Source organism: Bacteroidetes bacterium SB0662_bin_6, from assembly GCA_009839485.1.
Lineage (GTDB): Bacteria > Bacteroidota > Rhodothermia > Rhodothermales > VXPQ01 > VXPQ01.
Genome location: VXPQ01000060.1, coordinates 23,071 through 45,829, shown reverse-complemented (window position 1 = coordinate 45,829; position 22,759 = coordinate 23,071). Strand labels below are relative to the sequence as shown.

The window sequence follows — 22,759 nt, the reverse complement described above, 5'->3', positions numbered from 1 at the left end:
AAGACACTTCGGGTAAAGACGAAATTCCTTCCTCAATCTCGTATGCCAGTTCCTTGAGTGTGGATTCCGGCACGTCCCCATAGATCAGGAGACGTATTACGCTCTGCCGGCTCGTCACTTCGCGCACTTCAGGCCGTTCCGCACCCGCAGGAAAGGTGGGGATGCGATCAACCTCAGCCTTGATGTCGTTCAAGGCGCGGCTGATATCCGTATTCGCTTTGAACTCGGCGATTACCGACGCAAGCCCCTCGGAGGCGGTAGCCTCCACACGCTTCAGGCCGTCTACCGCCCGGATCTGCTCTTCGATCTTCCGTACTATGGACTCCTCCACCTCTTCGGGGGCGGCGCCAGGGTACGGCACGAGTATCTGGATACGGTCCAGGGAGAAGTCGGGCAGAACCTCCTGAATGAGATCACGAGCCGCCGCCAGTCCGGCCACTACCAGAAACAGCATCAGCAGATTGGCAGCGACGCTGTTTTTCGCCATATAGGCTATGGGGCCCCGCTGCTCCCGGACGAGACGATCATCCCCATTCATGGGGCTTCCACAGCAGTGGTCCGCACCGCCATGCCTTCCGTCGCAAACTGAATGCCGCCTGTGGCGACCGCCTGACCTGCTTCGAGCGCCCCGGTCACATACACGTCGTCATCGGAACGCTGCAAAACACGCACCGGGACAATGGTCAGCGCCGTGTCGCCGCGTACCGCCCAAATCTCGTTGCCGGGCCTGAGCGCCGAGCGCCGGACAATGAAGTACCGGTCCGGAACGATCCCCTGGATATGCACTTCCACAAACTTGCCCACAAGAAGAGGCGGTGCACCGGGGCCGGCGGGAGCACTGTTGTCCCCTGCCAGGGCGCCGCCCGCGAAGGGGGCAGGAACACGTACAATCACGTCGATGGTCCGCGTCTGTTCATCCAGCGAACTCTCCGCCCGATCTACATAGCCCTCCCAGGCGTAGCTTCGATCACCGTACTCTGCGATGACACGGGCGGTCACCCGTCTATTCCCGTCGCCCGCTCTGAGGTTCCAAAGACCGGGAATGAGCGCCGCATCGGCATCGGAGAGTGGAACCACGACCTCCACCGCATCCGAAGCGTAAAGGCGCCCCACACCCTGACCGGCTGCCACGAACTGACCTTCATCCACGGACTCGTCCCGCACAATCCCGTTGAAGGGCGCAAGGACCTCCGTGCGGGACAAAGCCAACTCGGCATCGGCCAGCAACGTGCTGTCTCTGACCAGGGCGGCCCGGGCCGCCTCGAGCTGAGGCTCCCGAAGCGTCAAAGGACTGGCGTCTGAAGACGCGGCGCCCGTCTCGCGGCGTTGAAATTGCGCGTATTCGGAACGTGCGATCAGGGCCTCCTCCTCGGCCTGAAGAAGCGCTACCTGCTGAGCAGCCACGTTGGCGCGCGCCTGCTGCACCCTGTTACGATAATCGGCATCGTCGATGCGAAACAGAACCTGTCCCTCCTCGACACGCCCTCCGCTCTGAAAAACAGGGTCCACCCAGGACACCTTCCCGTTGACTTCAGCAGTGACATGGATCTCTGCAGTGGGCCGAACCGTGCCGGCCCCGTACACGGGAATGGGACCAACTCCGGCGACCACAGGAGCCGTGATGGCAACGGGCGTCTTGTCAGGAAGAGGCCGGACCTCCGGTTCGGGCCTGAGTTGAACCAGCAAAACGGCCAGAGCCATGCATGCGAGCAGAATGCCGCCAGCCACCAGGAAGCCTTTGCGTCGAGTCATCTGTCTTCTCTATTTGATACCGGCTGAGCAGAGGTCATTCGCGGGGCATCCGGCGAATCCGGCGCCGTCCAGGCGCCCCCAAGGGCACGGTGAACCGCAAGACGGGCCAGGGCCAAATCTCGCTCTGCACCTGCGAGTGCGGACTCTACGTTCAGACGAGTGAGTAACACATTCAGGTAGTCCATGTAACTGTCAATTCCGGACGCGTACCTCTGTGACTTGAGCGCCGCCGAAGCCTGGGCCTCCTCCAGACGGGAACGAAGAAAGGCATGACGCCGTGTTGCGTTTTCCAGTCCGGCCAAAGCAGCCTCCACCTCGTTTACAGCCGTAACCACGGTACGCCCGTAGGCAGCAGCCATCTCGTCGAAACGGGCATGGGCAAGCGCCACATTGTTTCTGAGACGACCGCCCTGTATGACCGGCGCGGTCAGATTCCCTATCAGGTTACGGAACCACTGGTCTACATTGAAGAGCCCATCGACTTCCGTGCTCTGCAATCCGATAGATCCCGAAAACGAGAAGGTGGGGAGCAACTGGGCACGGCGGGCTCCGATCGCGTAACGGGCCGCGTCCAGCCGCTGTCCGGCGGCTATCACATCCGGCCGCTGGAGCAGAAGATCCGCCGGGACGCCCGCCGGAACAGGATCCGCTGCCGGCGAGGGAGTAAGTGCATCAGGAAGGATTGCCTCCATATCCGGCCGGTAGCCGCCCAGCAATACGGAGAGGCGTCCCTCGGCGCCGGCCAACAGACTTTCCAGTTGCGGCAACCCTGCCTGCGCGTTGCGCAACTCCTGACGCACCCGATAGAGATAGAAAGAACCCGCAAGTCCCCGGTCGTACCGGGTCAGGGCCAACTGCTCCTGCTCCAGAAGAACATCCACCATCTCGCGGGCAAGCGCGGTCTGCCGCCGCAGATCGGCGATCTCGAAATAGGTCGTGATCGTCTCGGACAGGATTCCGATGCGGGCTGCGTGAAAGTCCGATTCCGAAGCAAGGTGTTCGGCGCCCGCTGCAAGGGCATCATTACGAACACGGCCCCAGAAATCCAGTTCGTAGGCAAAGTCGGCGCTCAGCGTGTAGGTAGTGAGCGCCAACCGGTCGGGTAGCGTGAAGGGTATGGGAAAATCGCTTTGATCCCCGCCCAATCCCAACTCCTGGATTTGCGCGCCAATGCCGGCGTTCGTGGGCGAGTCGAAGTCGTTGACGCCCCCACTCACCTGAATAGCCGGGAAGTATGCAGCCCTGACCATGCGCGCCCTCGCTCTTGCCTGCTGGACCCGGGCAACCCCCGCTGCCAGATCGAAGTTGGAGACCAGCACCGAATCAACCACGGTGTTGAGCGCCGGATCGGCGAAGGCATGCCACCATTCCACCGGTTCGTGAGGACCGTCCGCAAGGCTCTCCGCGAAATCCCCGGGCAGTTCGGAAACAGACTCGGGAACCGAGGTTCGCGGCGCCAACGAGCATCCGGCGAACAAGGCGCCCGAAACAAGCAGGCACAGAACCGTTCGTATTACTGTTATTGGCGTTTTAGGGTGCATAGTCGTCTTGCGCCGGAGCGGACGAAATTCAATCCACGCCCTATTCCTGTATAGCTATGGTATCCGCAGGGGGACAAAGTATCCAGATTCATTGAAAAATGCTATAAGCCCCCCTCTTTAGCGCAAGGCGGGCTTGCAAAGCGTAACCGGAATGTACGGATCCATACCCCTGCGCACGATTCAGAGCACATGGCGAATCGCCGCCTCCAAGCTATCCACCATGCTGCTCAGGGTCAGATTTTCCTCTCATCCATTATCGACTCGGCGAAAAAACACTACAACGCCTTGACGCGAATATCCCGGAATTCGATGCGGTGGCCGTGGCCCAGAAAACCGATGTAGCCCGACGGATTGAACAGACCCGGATGCTCCCTGCCGTCGATCGTTCCGGACCCGGCCTCCTGTTCCAGATCAACATCCACGATCACCGTCCCGTTGAGGATGACAGTGATGTGGTTACCTCGAGCCACGATCTCTTGTTCGTTCCATTCGCCCAGCGGCTTCTGATATCCGCGATGCGCCGGGGCAACACCATACACAGAGCCGTGATATTGCCATGGTTGCAAATTGGCGTATTGCCGGGCAGTGTCGTCGAGTATCTGGATTTCCATGCCGTAGTACGCGGCGTCCTTGCCCCGCTCGGCGCGGATTCCCACCCCATTGTTGGCCCCGGACTCCAGCTTAAACGCGAAACGCAGGTGAAAGTCGCTGTATTCCCTATCTATATAGAGATTACCGCCTCCCTCTTTAAGACACACGAGGCTGCCGTTCTCGACGGTATAACCTTCCGTGTCACCGGTCCATCCTGTCAGATCCGCGCCATTGAAAACCGAAACAAAACCCTCGTCGTCCTGAGCGGCCATGGATTGCTCCGCTTCCCAGGCTCGCACCCTTGGAATCGCAGCGTCGAAGATGCGCTCGTAGTTCAGACGCTCCACCCGGGCGCGCACGTCGGGAGCAAGACGGTCCCACAACGGCCGGTACATCGTATGGGTCCGGGCATAGGCTTCCCAGTCCGCCGGCCCCACGGAATCGGTGCCGAAGAGAAACCGCGTGGGGTGCCTGGCTATGAGCGCGGCCCACGCATCCACCGTTTCGTCATCCTTGACAAGGTACTTCGCCACCTCGTCCCAGGAAATGTCGAGCATCACGTGCCGGTAACGCGGATCGCTCAACATATGGTCGAGCAATTCGACATGCTCCGGGGACGGCGCCACAAAACGACCCAGTCCGGTATGGGCCCAGATGATGGCGGTCCCGGGATGCGCCGCAAAGACGCGCAGCAGGTCTTCGTAATAATCCGGGTCGGGGCCGGGACGCACACTGTCGATATCGCAATGGAGGATGACCACCAGGCCGATTTCCGCGGCTTTGGCCAGAATCCGGTCCAGGGCAGGGTTGCGCAGACTGGCCGTATGCCCCGTGATCTTCGACGAGACGAACTCCTTGTGAATGCTGAACTCGCCGATACCGGCGAACACACCGGGGAACGTGCGCAGGACACGCTCGATGTGGTCGGCGGCGTACATGTCCGTGGGATTGAAACCCGTGATCATGGGGTCCACCCGTTGCCGCTCCGACTCCGACAACGACAGGTATTCGCGGGCGATCGCCGCATCCACGAACGAATAGTAGTAGAGCGCCGCGTCCGAGCGCAGGTAATAATCCGGGGCCCGGTCGCCGGATACGAAATAATCCCATTTCTGCTGCAACGGAATACCGAACAGGGCCGTGCGGCCTACCCGGTCCCCCACCATGTCGAGATATTCGCGCACCGGGGGACCCTTCTGCACATAATTCAGCAAGTGGAAATGGGCGTCGTTGAAGAATGGAACGGGGGCGCCGGCGTCGGCAACGGACGCAATGTCTTCGCCTGGGACTCCGGGAACGGACGGCATCGGGCCATCTACAACTCCGGTAGCGGGCGCCGCAGTCGACACAAGTGCAGTGCCGGCGTCGCCAGCCGGCGCCAGCGAAGATCCCGCCGAACAGCCGGTCAGTACAAGAACGATCAGGTATATCCAACCCGTACGGATTCTTTTCATGGGTTTGGAGAAGTCGAGCATGAAGAGAAAAGACCATTTTGAAACGGCCAATGGTTACGGCAAGCGCCACCCCGTCTCCTACCCTCCGAAAAACGGCTCCCAGCGGGAACGATGGGGACGAGGAGTGGCAAGACTCACGCCGACAAGCGCCAGAATGGACAACACCACGGCAGGATACGTTACCTCCTGCAGAAACGGGTGAAGGCTGCTGAACCAGGCCTGATCGGACATCCAGAACGTCCATACCAGCGTGACGGTGGCGCCCGTCAGGATAGAGGCGATCGCCCCCGCCGCGGTAGCCCGCTTCCACAGGAATGCGGCAAGAAGCGCCGGAGTTATGGACGTGCCGTACACCAGATAGGCCGTATAGGCCGCCGTCAGAATGGTCGGAAACTGATCCACCAGCAAATAGGCGATCAGTCCCAGCAAAAGGACCCAGCCCCGGCTCATAAACACGATGGCGCGGGAACTCATATCCGGCGCAATGAAGCGCTGCACCACATCCCGCGTCAGGTTCGTCGCAGGCACCAGCAGGAACGAGTCTGCGGTGGAAACGATGATCGCCATCATGGTGGCCACCAGCGTCATGCCCAGGACAAGCGGCATATATTCGGAAATGGCCAGGGTCGGAATGATGTACTCGGACCGGTTGCCCGCCACATCCGCCGCCCCCCCGGCGAACAGTTCGGGAATGAGCCCCTGATCGGCCGCCACCGCCCCGGTCAGGCCCACGAAATACACGGCGGACTCGAGCACCACCACGCCGATCACCCAGAAAAACACGGCCTTCTGCGCCGCATTGCCGTCCTTCGCGCTGAATATGCGCTGGTACATGTTGGCGTCGCCCATCAGGAGAAGCATGGTCGGGATCAGAAAGGATATGGCTACGATCGGCCCGGACGAGGCGCCGGTGCGCTCGTTCGCCCAGTTACCGAACAACTCCCATTTTCCTGCCGCTTCCGCATACATTACGATCTCATCCATCCCCCCAACCGCACCCACCATGAAAAATACCGTGGCGAACACACCCAGCACCATGAGTACGCCGTTCACGACATCGGTGTATACGACGGACAGCATCCCGGCCAGCGCCGTATAGGCAATCGCAAAGAGCGCCGTGATGACAATGCCCGCCTGTACGGAGATCTCCGCCTCCGTTCCCTGCGTAATGAAGTGCAGTACATTGCCGCCGCCCCGAAACTGATACGAAACGATGGTCAGGTAGGCAATGATGGTGGCGATGGTCGCCAGCACGCTGGAAACCCGTCCGTAGCGCGCCTCGAAAATGTCCGGCACGGTCACCTTGCCGAAATTGCGGATGCGGCGCGCAATAAAATAAATGAGCACGATGCCGGCCCATGCGCCGGCGCTGGACCACAGCCCCGCCATGCCGTTGCGATACCCCAGTCCGGCGCTGCCGAACAGGGATCCGCTTCCCATCCAGGTAGCAAGCAACGTGCCCACCAGCACCCACCAGTGGAGCGTACGACCCGCCACCATGAAGTCTTCCCCCGTCTTCACGATCCGGCTCTTGTAGTACCCGACCCCGACCAGGGCGGTCAGATAAATAAGGATCGCAAGGATGTAGGGATTGGAAAAAAGGCCCAGCATAGGTGTTTTTCAGGAAATGTGGGCAAAAATCCAACGATTATTCGTCGAGACGTTCGAAAGTGGGCATCGTTTCCACCATCTTCATGCGTAATTTACGTTTGATCCTGCACCCGTGCCGCCCGATCTGCGAACGCATACGGCGCCTGCTTCGTCAAAGGGCGCCGCAACGAAGCGCGATCCCACCACCCCCATGACCACACAACACTCCCACACGCCGGTCCCCGGCAAAGATATGCATCCGATGCGCACGCACACCTGCGGCGAACTCCGCTCCGAACACGTCGGCGAGGAAGTCGTGCTCAAGGGATGGGTGGATACCCGCCGCGATCTCGGCGGGGTCATCTTTCTGGACCTGCGGGATCGCTACGGATTGACACAGGTCGTGTGTTCTCCCCAGGACGAAAAGGAAGCCTACGAACGCGCCGATCTGGTACGCAACGAGTATGTGATTTCTGTCCGGGGTACGGTCGGCGAACGAACGCAGGAAACCATTAACCCGAAACTTCCGACCGGCGAGGTCGAGGTGCGGGTCCGGGACCTGATCGTGCTGAACAGCTCCGAACCGGTCCCTTTTGCCGTGTCGGCCCATGAGGAAAAACGGCGTGCGGCAGGCGAGGACCTGCGTCTGCGCTACCGGTACCTGGACTTGCGGCGGCCGGAACTCCAGGACATCCTGGTGCTGCGCCACAAGACCTGTCAGGCCATACGCGGATACTTTGACCGGAACGGCTTCGTGGAAGTCGAAACCCCGGTGCTCATGAAATCGACGCCGGAAGGCGCCCGGGACTACCTGGTGCCGAGCCGCGTGCATCCGGGCCAGTTCTACGCGCTTCCGCAATCGCCCCAGACCTACAAGCAGATCCTGATGATCTCCGGCCTGGACCGGTACTTCCAGATCGTCAAATGCTTCCGGGATGAAGACCTGCGGGCGGACCGCCAGCCCGAGTTCACGCAGATCGACGTAGAGATGAGCTTTCCCGACGAGGAGCAGATCTATACGACCTTCGAGGGGCTCATGCAGGCGATCTGGAAAGAGGTGAAGGGCATCGATCTGTCCGTACCGTTCCCCCGATTGACCTGGCGCGAGGCCATCGAACGGTTCGGTTCGGACAAGCCCGACCTCCGCTTCGGCATGGAAATCCAGGATGTGAGCGATGCATTCAAAGGCTCCGGCTTCCGGGTTTTCGATCGCATCCTGGAAAACGACGGACGCATTGTGGCGATCGTCGCCAGGGGGGAGGGGGACCGGGCGCGCAGCCAGATGGATCGCCTCGACAAGGACATTGTCCGGCGGCAGATCGGCGTCGGGGGGCTTATTTATTTCAAACTGCCGTCGGACGGCTCGGAAATGTATTCCTCGGTCAAGGAACATGTGATTGCCCGGGAATACGTGGATGCCTGCACCGAGGCCGTCGGCGCCAAAGACGGCGATCTGGTGCTGGTCCTGGCCGGTCCCGACCCGGATGTTTTTGTACACATGGGCAAATTGCGCCTGCACATGGCGAACGAAACCGGCCTGATCCCGGCGCACGGCGAACGGTGGGATTTTGTATGGGTCACCGAATTTCCGCTGCTGGAACGGGATACGGACGCCAAACGATTTACCGCCATGCACCATCCGTTCACCGCGCCTCATCCGGACGATGAAGCAGCGCTTGACACAACGCCGGACAAGGTGCGGGCACGCGCCTACGATATGGCGCTCAACGGGGTGGAACTGGGCGGCGGCTCGATCCGGATTCACTCGAGAGAAATGCAGCACCGCATGTTCCGTCTGCTCGGAATGGACGAGGAAGAAACCGAGCGGCGGTTCGGTTTCCTGCTGGACGCGTTCCGCTACGGCGCCCCGCCCCATGGCGGCATCGCCTTCGGTCTCGACCGTATCATCATGGCGCTGGCGGGCACGCACAACATCCGCGACGTAATTGCCTTCCCGAAAACGCAGACTGCGCAGGAACTGATGGTCCGGTCGCCGGATACGGTCGATACGAAGCAACTTGCAGCATTACATATCGGGATCGTACCGGAAGAAGACCCTGAGTAGACCGCAGGCGGCGCAACAAAAACAGGCCCCGGGACAACCCCATCGCCGGATACATACCTGCGCTTATGGAAGCACCGGATCGACTTACGGAACTGGCCCGGCGCGGAATCGACTGGAAGCGCTGGGAGGCGCTGATCCGCAGAAACGGCATCACCATAGATCGGCCGTACGGCTCGCGGCACCCTTCCCATCCCTCCATTATCTATCCGATGGACTACGGCTACGTGAACGGCACGAGCGCGACGGACGGACAGGATCTGGATGTTTTTCGCGGCACGGTCCGGACCGGACTGGCCGGTGCGATCATCAGTGTGGATCACCGCAAGGGAGACCGGGAATTCAAGCTGCTGTACGACTGCTCCCCCGAAGAAATCTATCTGGCTAACGGGTTCATCAACTTCGATCGCTCCCTGATGGAGGGCATCCTCGTGCTGCGCAAGCCGATGGCGGATCTATGGAAAGACATGCGGGCTTAATCAGCGTATCCCATTGCATCTTTTTGCGCCGGGTAGCGTATATCGGGCGCGCTGTATGATGACAAAAGATTTTATGTTAGAGAACGGCTTGGTCCCGTAGCTCAGTTGGTAGAGCAACTGACTTTTAATCAGTGGGTCGCAGGTTCGATTCCTGCCGGGATCACGCACAAAGCACAAAAAAGCGTACGTACGGATAGCGCGCATTGGATAAGGCGTGTGCGGGGCAAACCGCAAGAGCGCCCCGGTGTTTCATCCATTCGTACGTTACCATAAAATCGGGCCCGGGTGGCGGAATTGGTAGACGCACTGTCTTGAGGGGGCAGCGTTCGAAAGGGCGTGCTGGTTCGAATCCAGTCCCGGGCACATTCACATCCCCCATGCAAACGCAAGCGGACGTACTCGACTATATTCGCCGGCACGGCGAGGAAACGTACCCGGAGGAATGCTGCGGCTTTCTCATCGGACGCCTGCATGCGGACGGGAACGAAGCAGTCTATGCGCGGCGCGCCGTAAACCGCAACGAGAACCGGCGGGAAGACCGGTATGTCATCGCGCCCGGGGAATATCTCGAAGCCGATCTTGCCGCCCGCAGAGAAAATCTGGATATTGTGGGCATCTATCACTCACACCCGGATCACCCGGCCGTTCCTTCCCGAACCGATCTCGAACTGGCGACTTTTCCCGGATACTCCTACGTGATCGTGTCGGTCGAAAACGGGAAAGCCGCGAACCTTTCGGCATGGGCGCTGGCCGAAGATCGCTCACGGTTTCTTCCGGAGGAGATATACGCTCAAACTGCCTCAAAAAAATCATAACCCCACGCGGAATGGCCCACATTTACATTCCCTCCCCACTGCGCGCGTACGTTGACGACCAAAGCACCGTAGATGTCGAAGGCGCCACGGTCGAAGAAGCGCTGGCGAACCTCGTCCGGCAGCATCCGGCGATCGGGAAACACCTGTTCGCGGAAACCGGCAAGCTCCGGCAATTCGTCAACATATATCGGAACGAGGAAGACATCCGGTATCTGGACCGCGAAAAAACCGCGCTGGGTCCGAAGGACGAAATCTCGATCGTGCCGTCCGTGGCCGGAGGAGCGGAAGGCGATGCCTGCATGCCGCATACCCTGAAACCGGAAGAAATCAGGCGGTACAGCCGGCATCTCACCCTCCCGGAATTCGGGATGGAGGGGCAAAGAAAGCTCAAAACCTCGTCCGTGCTCGTCGTGGGTGCAGGCGGGCTCGGGTCTCCGCTGGCACTGTATCTCGCCGCCGCCGGCGTCGGAAAAATAGGCATCGTGGACTTCGACGTAGTGGATGAAACCAACCTGCAACGGCAGATTCTTCACGGGACAAAAGATGTGGGGCGAAAAAAACTCGCGTCGGCCCGCGAGACGATCCATGACATAAATCCGTTCGTCGAGGTGGAAACTTTCGACGCGGCGCTCACCAGCGAAAATGCGCTCGATATTCTTTCGGGATACGACATCGTTGCAGACGGCACGGACAATTTTCCCACGCGCTATCTGGTCAACGATGCATGCGTGATGCTGGGCATCCCGAATGCCTATGCTTCGATCTTCCGATTCGAGGGGCAGGCATCGGTATTCGGCGCAAAAGACGGGCCGTGTTACCGTTGTCTGTATGAAGAACCCCCTCCTCCGGGGCTCGTCCCGTCCTGTGCAGAGGGAGGCGTGCTGGGCATTCTTCCAGGGATGGTCGGCACCGTACAAGCCACCGAAGTGATCAAGATGCTCTCCGGTATCGGAGAACCGCTTATCGGGCGACTGCTGGTCATCGACGCGCTCGGCATGCACTTCCGGGCCCTGCATATCCGGCGCAACCCGGCCTGCCAGGTGTGCGGCGATCATCCTTCCCAGACTGAACTCATTGATTACCAGGCTTTCTGCGGCATTCCCGCACAATCGAACGGCAACACCATGAACCAGGAAACATCCCTCCCCGAAATCACGGTACGCGAATTAAAGAGCAGGATCGATCAGGGGAACCGCCCCTTTATTCTGGATGTGCGCCAGCCGCACGAGTACGACATCGTGAACCTTGACGGCACGCTCATTCCACTGGATGAACTGGCCGATCGGCTGGACGAACTGGAAGATCACAGGGATGCGGACATTGTGGTCCACTGCCGCTCGGGTGGACGCTCTTCGCGGGCCGTCCAATTGATGCACGAGCACGGGTTCGAGCACGCCCTGAACCTGAAAGGCGGCGTGCTGGCCTGGAGCGATGAAATCGACCCCTCCATGCCACAGTATTAGGGCCTGTTAACACTATGCAGCGGCGCTCTGCGGGGCCTGTTTTCCTGCCAGGCCAGGCGCCGGGAGCACGCTGCGACTGCAACGTAACAGGCTTGCGCTTATACACCAGGCCCCTGTAGTTCAATGATCCATAAAACCGTTCAGGGTGTGGACGTACCTGCGCTTGGACTGGGCACCTACCTCCTTACGGGGCGGGCCTGCCGGCGCAGCGTGGCGGAGGCTATCGATACAGGATACCGGCACATCGACACGGCGTCGGTCTACGGGAACGAAAAAGAAACGGGACAGGGACTGCACGACGCAGGCATCGCGCGCGAGGACATTTTCCTGACGACGAAAATATGGATGGATAACCTGATTCCGACCCGGATCGCCCCGGCAACCGAAAAAAGCCTGTCCAAACTCCGCACGCCCTACGTCGATCTGCTCCTCATCCACTGGCCGACTCCGGCCATGGAACTGGAAGCATGCCTCGATGAAATGCAGGCCCTGCAGGCGGCCGGCAAGGTGCGCCACATCGGGGTCAGCAATTTCCCTCCCGCCCTGATGCGGAGGGCCGCCGCACACGCGCCCATTTTCTGCAATCAGGTGGAATATCATCCCTATCTGGACCAGAGCGCGTTGCGTACGCTGGCACAGGAATGCGATGCGCTGCTTACAGCCTACAGCCCCCTTTGCCGCGGGGCGGTATTGCGGGATAACACCCTGAAAGACATCGCGGCGGCGCATAACAAAACGCCCGCGCAAGTCACCCTGCGGTGGCTGCTCCAGCTCGACCGCGTAGCCGCTATCCCGAAGTCCTCCGGTCCGCAGCACCGGGAGCAAAATTTCGACCTGTTCGATTTCGAGCTCGATCACGAGGAAATGCGCCGGATCGACGCCCTGGCGTGCGGAAAACGCATAGGGGACCCTTCATGGGCGCCGGCGTGGTAACCATAAAGCATGGCATAAATCACCTCCCGTCGCTATTATTATCTGGATTATCGAATCCGGCCCGTCCAATCCACATCCCCAATCCACACCGAACCGTAAAAATCATGCATACCCATCGCTTGAACACACTGCTCCTGCTGGCAAGCTTGCCTCTGCTCATTATCGCGGGATGCAGCGCATCCGAAGGAAACGACCGCCACATGGTAGACGCATCCATGTGCGACGAAGATAACGGCGGCCTTGTCCTGCCCGACGGATTCTGCGCCGGCGTCGTGGCGGACAGCGTGGGACGCATCCGGCACATCGTCGTGGACGCAAACGAAGACATTTACGTGATACACCGGCGCCTCACGGATGCCGGCGGCATCACGGCGCTCCGGGATACGGACAAGGATGGCAAGGCCGATTCCATGCACAGTTTCGGCGCCATCGCCGGCACCGGTCTCGAACTGTATGACGGTCACCTGTACGCTACCACAGATTCTTCGGTACACCGTTTTGCTTTCGAAGGCGACGAACTGGCGCCCATGGGCGATCCCGAACGCATTGTGGGAGACTTCCCGGCAGGGCAGGAACAGCAACAGCACGCCTCCAAGGCGATCGCTTTCGACGATGCAGGGCATCTGTATGTGAACGTGGGCGCCCCATCGAACGCGTGCCAAGAACAAATGCGCTTACAAGGGTCTCCGGGTGTGGACCCCTGTCCCCAGCTTGAACGCGCGTCCGGCGTATGGCGGTTCGACGCGACCACAGCCGGGCAAACCCAGGAAGCGGATGGACATCATTTCTCGACGGGTATCCGGAACGGCCTGGCGATGGCGTGGCATCCCGGCGCCGGCAGCATGTACGTCGTGCAGCATGGCCGCGACCAGTTGAACACGCTGTGGCCGGACTACTATACGGACGAGCAAAATGCCGAACTGCCCGCTGAAGAAATGTTCCGACTCTACGACGGATCGGATTTCGGCTGGCCGTATTGCTATTATGACCAGCAGCAGGAGATGAAACTCCTCTCGCCCGAATACGGCGGAAACGGTATGGAAGTCGGGCGGTGCGCCGACACGGAAGCCCCGGTGGTCGCGTTCCCGGGACATTACGCCCCCAACGATATGGTCTTCAACACGCAGGAACACTTCCCGGCGCATTACGGAAACGGCGCCTTCATCGCTTTTCACGGTTCCTGGAACCGGGCGCCGCTTCCCCAGGAGGGGTATCTGGTGGCGTTCGTGCCCATGGATGCATCCGGCGAGCCGACCGGAGACTGGGAAATCTTCGCCGACGGATTCAAAGGTGCAGATATTCTCGAGAGCCCCGGCGATGCCGTATACCGCCCGATGGGGCTGGCCTTCGGCCCGCACGGCTCCCTGTACGTGACGGATTCGATGCAGGGACGTATCTGGCGGATCATCCACAAGGGCATGGAATAGCCGCCTGGCGCATGGTTACTGCGCCGCATTTCCCCCTGTGGCGGTGCGCCGGATGCGCGGCGTGCCGTCCAACGCTCATCTATTCAGGAACCCCGGCGTGACGTAAAAAAGGGGCATCACGGTGCAGCCCGGAAATGCCGCCTTCGGGGACAAGGCCTGCCCGCAAATCACGAAGGCTGGAAAATATTTCTGCTCTTTTTTCTCCTTCCGCCATACGAATCAGGCAAGGAAGCGATCCGATCGGAATCCGACGGGAGTAGGCAGACATACCCCCCGCCCGGCGCCCCATAGGTATGCGCTATGCGCTGGGTGTAAATTTGATGAAAAAAGAAAAAAGAAAGCCCCAAACGCCCTCTTTCACCATACCAAGTGTGGCTATATTGCGAGATATATATTATTATGTTTGGCAAATGACCCGATTCCTATTAAGTTTTTAACAAACACAACCGCTGTCATGCGTTTTCTTGTTTGCCTTCTTGCTCTGCCCGCCCTCGCCTTGGCTGAACCCGCATTTGCGCAGGATGCCGCCGCGGAATCAGCCCTGTCCGGCGCCGATACGGCGTGGATGCTGATCTCTACAGCGCTCGTGCTTCTGATGACGCCGGCGCTCGCTTTCTTCTACGGTGGGCTGGTTCGATCCAAAAACACGCTCAACACCATGATGATGAGCTTTATTTCCCTCGGCGTAGCCGGTGTGCTCTGGGCACTGTTCGGGTACTCGCTGGCCTTCGGGGACGGCTCCGCATGGATCGGTGACTTCTCGATGGCTTTCCTGAACGGCGTGGGACTGGAACCCGACGGAAGTATTCCCTCTCTGCTCTTCATGGCGTTCCAGGGCACGTTCTTCATCATTACCGCGGCCCTGATTTCCGGAGCCGTGGTCGAGCGGATGCGCTTCAGGGCGTACCTGGTCTTTATCTCGCTGTGGGGCCTGCTCGTCTATGCCCCGATATGTCACTGGGTATGGAGTGGTAATGCCTGGCTGGGCGATATGGGGGCGCTCGACTTTGCAGGCGGCGCGGTGGTGCATATCAATGCAGGCATAGCGGCTGTGGTGGCCGCACTTGTACTGGGTGCACGCAAGGATTACGGCAGACAAGCCATCATTCCGCACAACGTGCCGTTCGTCCTCCTGGGCGCGGGGTTGCTCTGGTTCGGCTGGTTCGGATTCAACGGGGGCAGTGCCCTTGCTGCAAACAGCATCGCGGCGCTTGCCCTGGTAAACACCATGCTGGCGCCGGCAGGCACGCTCGCCATCTGGACCATCATTGACCTGGGCCGCACCGGAAAGGTTACGGCCGTCGGCGCCGCCACGGCCATCGTGGTCGGCCTCGTGGCCGTCACGCCCGCCGCCGGATTCGTTTCGCCGATTTCCTCGCTGTTGATAGGCGCCATTGCCGCCGTTCCGTGCTATTTCGCCATTCAATGGCGGTCACGCACACGGCTGGACGATTCCCTCGACGTATTCGCCGCGCATGGGCTCGGCGGCATCACGGGTGCGCTCCTTACCGGCGTATTTGCGGAAAGCGCATGGAACGGTGGGGCAGACGGGCTCCTGTTCGGAAATCCAGCGCAATTAGGCATCCAGGCCCTCTCCATCGTTGCCGTAATGGTGTACAGCGGCGTGGTTACGTTCCTTATCCTCAAGGGCATAAGCCTGGTCACCTCGTTGCGTCCGGAGGTTCCGAACGAAGGCATGGGGCTGGATATCGCCAGCCACGGCGAAGAGGCCTATTCCGACGGAGAAGGCATCGTGTTGCTGCTCGACGACGAAATACAAGCATCCTCCGCTGCATAACCGGACCACACACACCATTACTTCATTCATCTTCCATCCTTTGGGATTATCGCCATGAAATTAGTCAGAGCAATCATTCGGCCTGAAAAACTCACCGATGTGCTCACCGAACTGTTCAAAGCAGAAATCACCGGCCTGACGGTGACGCGCGTTCGCGGCCACGGCGGCGAGACGGAGATCGTGGAAACCTACCGGGGCACCACGGCCAAAAAGGAACTCACCGAGAAAATCATGCTGGACATCGGGGTCTCGGATCCTGTGCTCGACACAGCCATCGACACCCTGATTGCAGCGGCGCGCACGGGTGAGGTGGGCGACGGGAAAATCTTCGTCCTGCCGGTAGAAAAGATTTACCGAATCCGAACCGGCGAAGAAGATGTAGCCGCCGTCACGCCGGTGGGTATGGAGTAAGCACATAACATGCCTCGCAAGGCCTGCGGAAAACATGCCCGCAGGCCGTATGCCCCTGCCCTGGGACACCTCTCAAGGAGAGACCCGGAGCAGGGGCATACATATGTGAAGAACTGTGTTTGCGTCTGGAAAGACGGTTTCGTTTTCGCTACGTATATGTAAATACAGCGTTTCAGGTCCGGTAGGCCTATCGGGAGAACAGAGCAGCAACGTATGTACCGCTCTTATTTTACACAAGTCATTTATTTATAGTATTTTATAATAAAATAAAGAAGGCTTGTAAGCGAAAGCAGGGATGTTCTTGAGGAGAACACACACAGAATGCCCCGGCGATTCGAACGGAAAAAAGCAGCCTCTCGACAGACTACAGACTAAATGTGGATAAGCGGTGGATAACCCGTATACATCGTGTATTCTTTGTTAGAAAATTGTAACGAATTGTACTTGCAATCCGTGGCGGGCAAACATAAAATGGCTGGTAACGAATGGGCCACCATAATATGCTTTACCCCCACCGTGCGGTTCGGTACTTTGAACCGCCCACCCACTCGATAATAGTACATGCCTTCCACCGCTGCCGAGAAAACGTGGGAAACCTGCCTCACCCAAATTTCCAACCAAATCTCCAAGCAGTCCTTTCGCACATGGTTTGCTCCGATCAGGTTGATTAACCTGGAAGAAAACAGTGAGACCGCACGGCTTCGGCTGGCTGTTCCCAATGCCTTCCACACCGAATGGTTGGAGTCTCACTATGCCCATGTCGTCAGGAAAACCGCTTCGAAAGTCCTTGGAAGGCAGACCAATGTCGCCTACGAGGTCGCTCCGGACATAGCCGTGGGCGAGGAAACAGACGAACCGCCGGCCCTGCCGCTCGAACCTTCGCACCGGAACAGGGAGTACCTGCCCCGGACGTATCCGACAATACCCCCCCCATCAGGGCGCCCCACCCCAAACATAGCGCCCATCAAGAATACCAGCCTCAAGCCGGAGTATACCTTCGACTCTTTTATTGAAGGGCATTCCAATCGATTTGCCCGGGGCGGAGCCGTTGCCATCGCCGAAGACCCGAAAGGCACCGGGTATAATCCATTCACCATCTACGGAGACACCGGCCTCGGGAAAACCCACCTTGTACAGGCCATTGGGAATTACGCCCTGCAAAAGAATTCGAACCTCCGCGTCCACTACGTATCGGGAGAACAGTTCACGTCACAGTTCATTCACTCGATTCAGGAAAACCGTGTCCATTGTTTCTCCAACTTCTACCGGCAAATCGACTTGCTGATCGTGGACGATGTACAGTTCCTGAGCGGAAAAGAAAAAACGCAGGAGGAGTTTTTCCACATCTTCAACGAACTCCACCAAACAGGCAAAAAAATCATCCTGTGCGCCGACCGCCCTCCATCCGCAATCACCGGAATTCAGGAACGGCTCCTTTCACGGTTTCAATGGGGGCTTTCTGCGGACATACAGCCGCCCGAACTCGAGACACGTATCGCGATTTTGCAGCACAAGGCAGTCAAAATGGGCGTATCGTTACGGCTGGAAGTGCTGGAATTCGTGGCTGAGCGGATCCGCGCCAACATTCGACAACTGGAAGGCGCATTACACAAGTTGTCCGCTTACGCCAGGCATCACAGTCAGGATGTCGACATAAACACGGCGAAAGGTATCCTTCAGGACCTGATGGAGGATTCCCAGGTGCGTCTCGAGATCGAAGACATTCAGCGTTGCGTCGCCCAATTCTATGGAATTGAGCCCGAACTGCTCTCGGCAAAAACGCGGAAACGCGAGGCAGTGACGGCGCGCCATCTTGCCATGTACTTTTCCAAGCAACTGACTTCCCATTCCCTGAAAAGCATCGGCAATCGCTTCGGGGGGCGTGACCATTCGACGGTTATACACGCCTGCAAAACGATCGAAAACCGGATGGAAATGGAGATAGCTTTCCGGGACGAGATAACAATCGCCCGGGAACGGCTCGAACGCTATACGCCTGGCCGCTCGGTCAGGCAAGGATAAAACCGGAGGGAAACACGGTCATTTCCCCCGGCATTGACTTGAAAGAACGAAACGCTCGGCGCGTATGCGCCGAGCGTTTCGTGTTCCCTCTAACTTTTCTTCAGGACAGGCAAACCATTGGATGTCTCAGCAACCTGATAGCCTGCCGGAACGGCATCAAGTGCTCCTTCCTTCGCCTGTTTACCGAAGTAATAAATGGTCTGCTCACGGCCATTTTTTAGCGTGGTCCGCTTGCTGTGGAGATAATAGGTCGTTCCCTTCGAATTGGTGTGCGAGTAGGCCATGTGCGTGTGGGTATACTGTAGATAGATACGTGTTGATGGTTCCGAACAGGCGATCACTACTGCGCAGGATCGCCAAGAGAGACCTGAGCAAGGGTGGAAACTACCTGTAACCTACGAAAATTACTCTTGAAAAGGCAATTTCGCAAGCGTCTTGTGGGAATAGAAGCAAGACAAACGGAAAAATGATGTCCTGCTTATTCATTCGGTAGGGCCACCTGTTCGCTTGTGTGCAGGTATGATGTCAGATCCAGCACTTCTTCTTTGCTCAGTGCGCGAAAGAGACCTTCCGGCATGAGCGAGTTGGCAGACACCTCTCGCGACTGGATTTCGGACTTCTCTAAAGCCACGTCTCCACGCCCTACGATGCGCAACATCAATTGCCGATCCGTCTCGTTGGAAACATTCCCGATAAACGTCCGGCCGTCACGCATGGTGACAATTACCATCCTGTAATCGTCCTGTATCTCCGCACTGGGGGTCAGCACATTGGACAGAAGGTACTCGATATCCGTCCGATTCGAGCCTGTCAGGTCAGGGCCGATCAGCCCCCCTGAATCATACATGACATGGCACGCACTGCAGACAATGTCGTAAAGACGGCGGCCATTGGAGGGGTCTGCGGCAACAATTGCTTCCGGCGTAAGCAACGCACGATAGCCCTCGAAGACCTCGTCGTCGTCGGAGAGGTTGTCGTCGATGGGCCCCCATACTTCTACAAACCCGGTCCCCACAACGCGCCGCAACTGCCGCGCGACATACACCGGCACTTCCTCCCGCGGGATATCGCCGGACTTAATGGCCTCTGTAAGCATCCAGCCATACGTTGGTCGGGACGCCAGGGTCTCAAGCGTCGCACGCTTTTCGGTGGCATTGAACGCCGGGTATTCCTCCATCAACACGGCGCCAAGACTTTCCTGATCGAACGTCGCCACTGACCGGATAGCATCGATCCGAAATGCAGGGTCGCGAACAAGCACCGGTATCTCGGCAATGAGCCCTTCATGCTGCGTCTCAACAAGGCTGTTCAGTGCACCGTTGCGGAGGTCCATATCCAGCGTTTCGTCCCGGAGCACATCAAGAAGTGCTTCCCCTGCACCCGCATCTCCGAAAATCTGTGCGATTTCAAGAGCTAACGGGGCCATTTCCCCATCTTCCTGCAGCATCGCATACAGGTTATCCCATCCGGGAGGCGATGCCACATCGCCGTACCCCTCGAGTCCATCCCGCATACCTTGCAGCAGTTCCTTACGTACTTCACCATAGCGGGAAAGCGCTTCTGTGAGCGGCTCGAGGACATCCGCATCCACGGTGCGCCGTGCAATGAATGTGGTCACGAGCGGCTGGCTGCTCTCTGCCGCGAGCGCAAGGGCCCGGTCAGGATCCTCCGCGACAAGCGGTTCCACCCCGTACCAGATCATCTTGGGGATGTTGTGATCGTCGGCATCCTCCTCCCGCCCGAGCAAGCCCTCTGCAATGATCCACCGGTTTTCATGAGGCATTCGCTGCAAGGCGGAGGCCAGATACTTACGCACTACGGGAGACGGATCCATCTCCGCCATATGAGCAAACTGCTCCAGAGCAGCTTCACTGGGATCCATATCCTCTACAAGCATCTGAACAGCCCATGCGCGCACGTGTTCGTCCTCGTCCCCGAGCGCTTCCAGCAGGCGTTCCTCGGCGAGCAACCCGGTAACATGCAAGGACCACATCCCCCGCAGGCGATAGTCCGGATTCGCGTGGACATCAAACTGTGCGCGAAGCGCCTCCTGCGCTTCCGCAGCGATCGGCCCCTGCGCGGCGCGGTGTTGCAGAATGACCCTCGCGCGGCGCGCATGCCAGTCGCTTACGCTCGTTTGCAGAGCGGCTAACTGCATATCGGAGAAATTCTGGAGATCGTCGTAGCGTCCTTCCCATTCCTCCGCGAGCGAAGTTTCAGGAGTGATCCGGAAGATCCGTCCCGTATCCTTGTCCAGCACATCGTTGCCACAGATGGCGCCGTCATGCCAATCCAGTACGTACAGGGCTCCCTCGGGACCCACTTCCATGCTGAAACCGACCCACTGCGCATTGTTGGCCAGCATGAAGTCTTCGCCCTCACTCGCCACATATCCCGATTCCTTGGGAGTAAGAATATCCGATAGCACCGCATGTTCGTGAATGTTCGCCATGAATAACCGTCCCTGCTGCTCTTCCGGGAAAGCATCCGACTGGTATACCCGGGCGCCTCCGTGCGCCGATCGATGGCGGTGCTCGGCGATGGTGCGAATATCGCTGTATACATACGGATTGAAATGCTGCCCGCCCTGGCGATGATAAATGCCGCCCTGGATGACATGGAATACATGAGGAATCACACAGGCCGTGATAAAAAATTCGCCCTTGGCGTCATAATCGATACCCCACGGATTGCTGAAGCCGTGCGCAACCACCTCAAAACGATGCTTTAGCGGGTGGTACCGCCATACCCCCCCGTCTATGTCGACGCCCTCTCCCTCAAGAATATCTTCGGGGAAGGGGTCGCCATGTTTGTAGACCTGCTCTCCGGGACCGGGTTTGTGCACCTTGGAGGGGGTGGCGAACCCCTCCAGGCCATAGAGCCAGCCGTCCGGCCCCCAATGAAAGCTGTTGAGCACCTCGTGGCGATCCCGGATGCCCCAACCCGTAAGAAGAATTTCGATATCGTCCACGTCGGCCACATCGTCTCCATCGCGATCCGGAATAAACAGGAGATGGGGAGGCGCGCCAAGATACACCCCGCCGAATCCAACCGCGATCGCCGACGGAAACGGGATGCCTTCCAGAAACACGCTGCGGCGGTCAGCCACGCCATCCCGATCCGTGTCCTCCAGAATGAGAATACGGCTGTCCCCGGAATTCGAGAACCCGATCCGGCGGGTTTCATAGTCGCGATTTTCAGCGACCCATAGCCGTCCGCGATCGTCCCAGGCAAAGGCCATCGGCTGCGTGATCATCGGCTCGTTCGCCCAGGAATTCACCTGAAAGCCGTCAACCAGCGTCATGATGTCGACCGCCCGATCCGGCGTCAGAAATTCCGCCTGACGGCCTTCCCGCTGCGCCAGGCCCCAAAGCGCTACCACAGAATACTGTTCGCCTTCCATACCAATGTAACGCTCCCACTGATTCCGGATTTCGGCATTATTCATCGGGCCCGTGTAAAACATGAGCCGATGCCGTATGCTTTCCGTCTCGCCTTCCGGGATCGTCCAATCTCCGAGCCGCGCCCGGACCGGGCCCACGCCCAACTGTCCGTCCACGCGCCATGGATGCGGAAATCCTTCGTTCTCGGGGTGATCGAAAATCGCCACGTGCGCCATGTCATCACGTCCTTCGACCTGCATCCCCACATCCAGCCACATGGCCTGCTTGCCTTCGGCCGCCCGATCGCGCTGCCGAGCCGCATTCACGGCCGAACCCTCTATACCCCGAGTCCACGGCATCCGCAGAAAGAGGCCGCCGTAAGCAAATTCCCCGATCGTAACATCTGTCTTCGCTTCCCCGCTCCATTCCAGGTCAAGAAAATACCGGCCGTCTTCTTCGCTCATGGACCAGACCTGCGTCTCAGTGAGCACGGTTTCTCCTTCTTCATCAAGCAAATCGTAGATGGTTCTCCAACTGACCTGCTCACCCTGCTCCGTCAACACATCCATGGAAACCCGCCGCCAGTATGTCCCCTCGGGATGATGAAAATAATCCCGCCCGTTGACGCGCGTAAACCCCCAGTAAAGACCCGTCTGGTGAGGATGATGGCCCGGGCTGTACTCCGTAAAGAAACCTCGTCCGTCCGGGGCCTTGATGGGATGGAGAAACGGGCGGTGATCCGGCTTGGCCTGCACCGTCACCAAGGTATCCTCGCTTCCCGCTCTGAGTATGAAAAGACTCGAACCGTCCGCATCCTGCCTGATGACGAGGTCCGTCGCCGGACGCTGGGAAGATTGCGCCCATGACGGAATCTCCGCGGCGCCGGGTTCCTCCGGGCCATGCAAAAAGGCAAAGCCCACTAAAAAGGCAAAACCTGCGAAAAGCGAAACCATCCATGTGATGTGCTTCACGTTGTTACCGGGGTGGTGTTGACTGCCGTTCATGTTTTCCGGGGTGCATTTCATGAGTGGGACACGG

The 22,759-nt window shown here is 58.9% G+C and carries 15 protein-coding genes, 2 tRNA genes and 1 pseudogene; 11 read left to right on the top strand and 7 right to left on the bottom strand.

All coding sequences use genetic code 11. From position 1 onward, the window contains the following. From F4Y00_11225 to F4Y00_11205, 5 genes and pseudogenes are all read right to left on the bottom strand, one after another. On the bottom strand, window positions 1-538 hold a 538-nt coding region (locus tag F4Y00_11225), incomplete at its 3' end, for an efflux RND transporter permease subunit (GenBank protein MYE05524.1). Then, window positions 535-1,752 (bottom strand): efflux RND transporter periplasmic adaptor subunit, encoded by a 1,218-nt coding sequence (locus tag F4Y00_11220; GenBank protein MYE05523.1) that lies wholly within the window; start codon window positions 1,750-1,752, stop codon window positions 535-537. The genes F4Y00_11225 and F4Y00_11220, both read right to left, overlap by 4 nt. Then, the gene (locus tag F4Y00_11215) at window positions 1,749-3,293 is read right to left on the bottom strand and encodes an efflux transporter outer membrane subunit (protein MYE05522.1); all 1,545 of its coding nucleotides are present in this window, start codon (window positions 3,291-3,293) and stop codon (window positions 1,749-1,751) included. The genes F4Y00_11220 and F4Y00_11215 overlap by 4 nt, the downstream gene beginning before the upstream one ends. 848 nt (window positions 3,294-4,141) lie before the next feature. Further along, window positions 4,142-5,191 (bottom strand): annotated as a pseudogene (locus tag F4Y00_11210) (amidohydrolase family protein). 225 nt (window positions 5,192-5,416) lie between these two features. Then, on the bottom strand, window positions 5,417-6,949 hold the full coding sequence (locus tag F4Y00_11205) for a sodium:solute symporter family protein (GenBank protein MYE05521.1): 1,533 nt from the start codon (window positions 6,947-6,949) through the stop codon (window positions 5,417-5,419). 190 nt (window positions 6,950-7,139) lie between these two features. Here F4Y00_11205 and aspS point away from each other — a divergent pair, with 190 nt between their 5' ends. The 11 genes from aspS to dnaA all read left to right on the top strand — a co-directional run bounded on the left by aspS (window position 7,140) and on the right by dnaA (window position 18,338). Continuing rightward, a complete protein-coding gene (gene aspS, locus F4Y00_11200) occupies window positions 7,140-8,993 on the top strand; it encodes an aspartate--tRNA ligase (protein MYE05520.1) in 1,854 nt (617 codons plus the stop codon). A 65-nt stretch (window positions 8,994-9,058) separates the two neighbouring features. Beyond that, window positions 9,059-9,469, top strand: coding sequence for a hypothetical protein (locus F4Y00_11195; GenBank protein ID MYE05519.1), 411 nt, complete (start codon window positions 9,059-9,061; stop codon window positions 9,467-9,469). Window positions 9,470-9,559: 90 nt separating this feature from the next. Continuing rightward, window positions 9,560-9,632: transfer RNA gene (locus F4Y00_11190), tRNA-Lys, on the top strand. 116 nt (window positions 9,633-9,748) lie between these two features. Then, window positions 9,749-9,832: transfer RNA gene (locus F4Y00_11185), tRNA-Leu, on the top strand. Between the two features lie 14 nt (window positions 9,833-9,846). Continuing rightward, a complete protein-coding gene (locus F4Y00_11180; GenBank protein ID MYE05518.1) occupies window positions 9,847-10,284 on the top strand; it encodes a M67 family metallopeptidase in 438 nt (145 codons plus the stop codon). Window positions 10,285-10,295: 11 nt separating this feature from the next. Further along, entirely contained in the window at window positions 10,296-11,747 is a 1,452-nt protein-coding gene (gene moeB, locus F4Y00_11175; GenBank protein ID MYE05517.1) for a molybdopterin-synthase adenylyltransferase MoeB, read from the top strand. Between the two features lie 123 nt (window positions 11,748-11,870). After that, the gene (locus F4Y00_11170; GenBank protein ID MYE05516.1) at window positions 11,871-12,680 is read left to right on the top strand and encodes an aldo/keto reductase; all 810 of its coding nucleotides are present in this window, start codon (window positions 11,871-11,873) and stop codon (window positions 12,678-12,680) included. A gap of 104 nt (window positions 12,681-12,784) precedes the next feature. Then, window positions 12,785-14,107, top strand: coding sequence for a sorbosone dehydrogenase (locus F4Y00_11165; protein MYE05515.1), 1,323 nt, complete (start codon window positions 12,785-12,787; stop codon window positions 14,105-14,107). Window positions 14,108-14,561: 454 nt separating this feature from the next. Beyond that, window positions 14,562-15,905 carry an ammonium transporter gene (locus F4Y00_11160; GenBank protein ID MYE05514.1) on the top strand — a complete coding sequence of 448 codons (1,344 nt, stop codon included), beginning with the start codon at window positions 14,562-14,564 and terminating at the stop codon, window positions 15,903-15,905. Between the two features lie 54 nt (window positions 15,906-15,959). Beyond that, on the top strand, window positions 15,960-16,316 hold the full coding sequence (locus F4Y00_11155) for a P-II family nitrogen regulator (GenBank protein MYE05513.1): 357 nt from the start codon (window positions 15,960-15,962) through the stop codon (window positions 16,314-16,316). 561 nt (window positions 16,317-16,877) lie between these two features. After that, entirely contained in the window at window positions 16,878-18,338 is a 1,461-nt protein-coding gene (gene dnaA / locus F4Y00_11150) for a chromosomal replication initiator protein DnaA (protein MYE05512.1), read from the top strand. Window positions 18,339-18,427: 89 nt separating this feature from the next. On the opposite strand, the gene F4Y00_11145 is transcribed toward dnaA, so the two are convergent. Together F4Y00_11145 and F4Y00_11140 are read right to left on the bottom strand one after the other, a co-directional pair. Beyond that, window positions 18,428-18,622, bottom strand: a complete 195-nt coding sequence (locus F4Y00_11145) for a hypothetical protein (protein MYE05511.1) — start codon at window positions 18,620-18,622, stop codon at window positions 18,428-18,430. A gap of 194 nt (window positions 18,623-18,816) precedes the next feature. Then, window positions 18,817-22,674 carry a dehydrogenase gene (locus F4Y00_11140; protein ID MYE05510.1) on the bottom strand — a complete coding sequence of 1,286 codons (3,858 nt, stop codon included), beginning with the start codon at window positions 22,672-22,674 and terminating at the stop codon, window positions 18,817-18,819. Window positions 22,675-22,759: the final 85 nt, after the last annotated feature.

Bases quoted from the DNA above. Each gene is read 5' to 3' on its own strand.
- F4Y00_11170 (MYE05516.1), top strand. From the start codon at position 11,871: ATGATCCATAAAACCGTTCAGGGTGTGGACGTACCTGCGCTTGGACTG.
- dnaA (MYE05512.1), top strand. From the start codon at position 16,878: ATGCCTTCCACCGCTGCCGAGAAAACGTGGGAAACCTGCCTCACCCAA.
- F4Y00_11180 (MYE05518.1), top strand. From the start codon at position 9,847: ATGCAAACGCAAGCGGACGTACTCGACTATATTCGCCGGCACGGCGAG.
- F4Y00_11155 (MYE05513.1), top strand. From the start codon at position 15,960: ATGAAATTAGTCAGAGCAATCATTCGGCCTGAAAAACTCACCGATGTG.
- F4Y00_11145 (MYE05511.1), bottom strand. From the start codon at position 18,622: ATGGCCTACTCGCACACCAATTCGAAGGGAACGACCTATTATCTCCAC.
- aspS (MYE05520.1), top strand. From the start codon at position 7,140: ATGACCACACAACACTCCCACACGCCGGTCCCCGGCAAAGATATGCAT.
- F4Y00_11220 (MYE05523.1), bottom strand. From the start codon at position 1,752: ATGACTCGACGCAAAGGCTTCCTGGTGGCTGGCGGCATTCTGCTCGCA.
- F4Y00_11160 (MYE05514.1), top strand. From the start codon at position 14,562: ATGCGTTTTCTTGTTTGCCTTCTTGCTCTGCCCGCCCTCGCCTTGGCT.
- F4Y00_11165 (MYE05515.1), top strand. From the start codon at position 12,785: ATGCATACCCATCGCTTGAACACACTGCTCCTGCTGGCAAGCTTGCCT.
- F4Y00_11140 (MYE05510.1), bottom strand. From the start codon at position 22,674: ATGGTTTCGCTTTTCGCAGGTTTTGCCTTTTTAGTGGGCTTTGCCTTT.
- F4Y00_11215 (MYE05522.1), bottom strand. From the start codon at position 3,293: ATGCACCCTAAAACGCCAATAACAGTAATACGAACGGTTCTGTGCCTG.
- moeB (MYE05517.1), top strand. From the start codon at position 10,296: ATGGCCCACATTTACATTCCCTCCCCACTGCGCGCGTACGTTGACGAC.
- F4Y00_11195 (MYE05519.1), top strand. From the start codon at position 9,059: ATGGAAGCACCGGATCGACTTACGGAACTGGCCCGGCGCGGAATCGAC.
- F4Y00_11205 (MYE05521.1), bottom strand. From the start codon at position 6,949: ATGCTGGGCCTTTTTTCCAATCCCTACATCCTTGCGATCCTTATTTAT.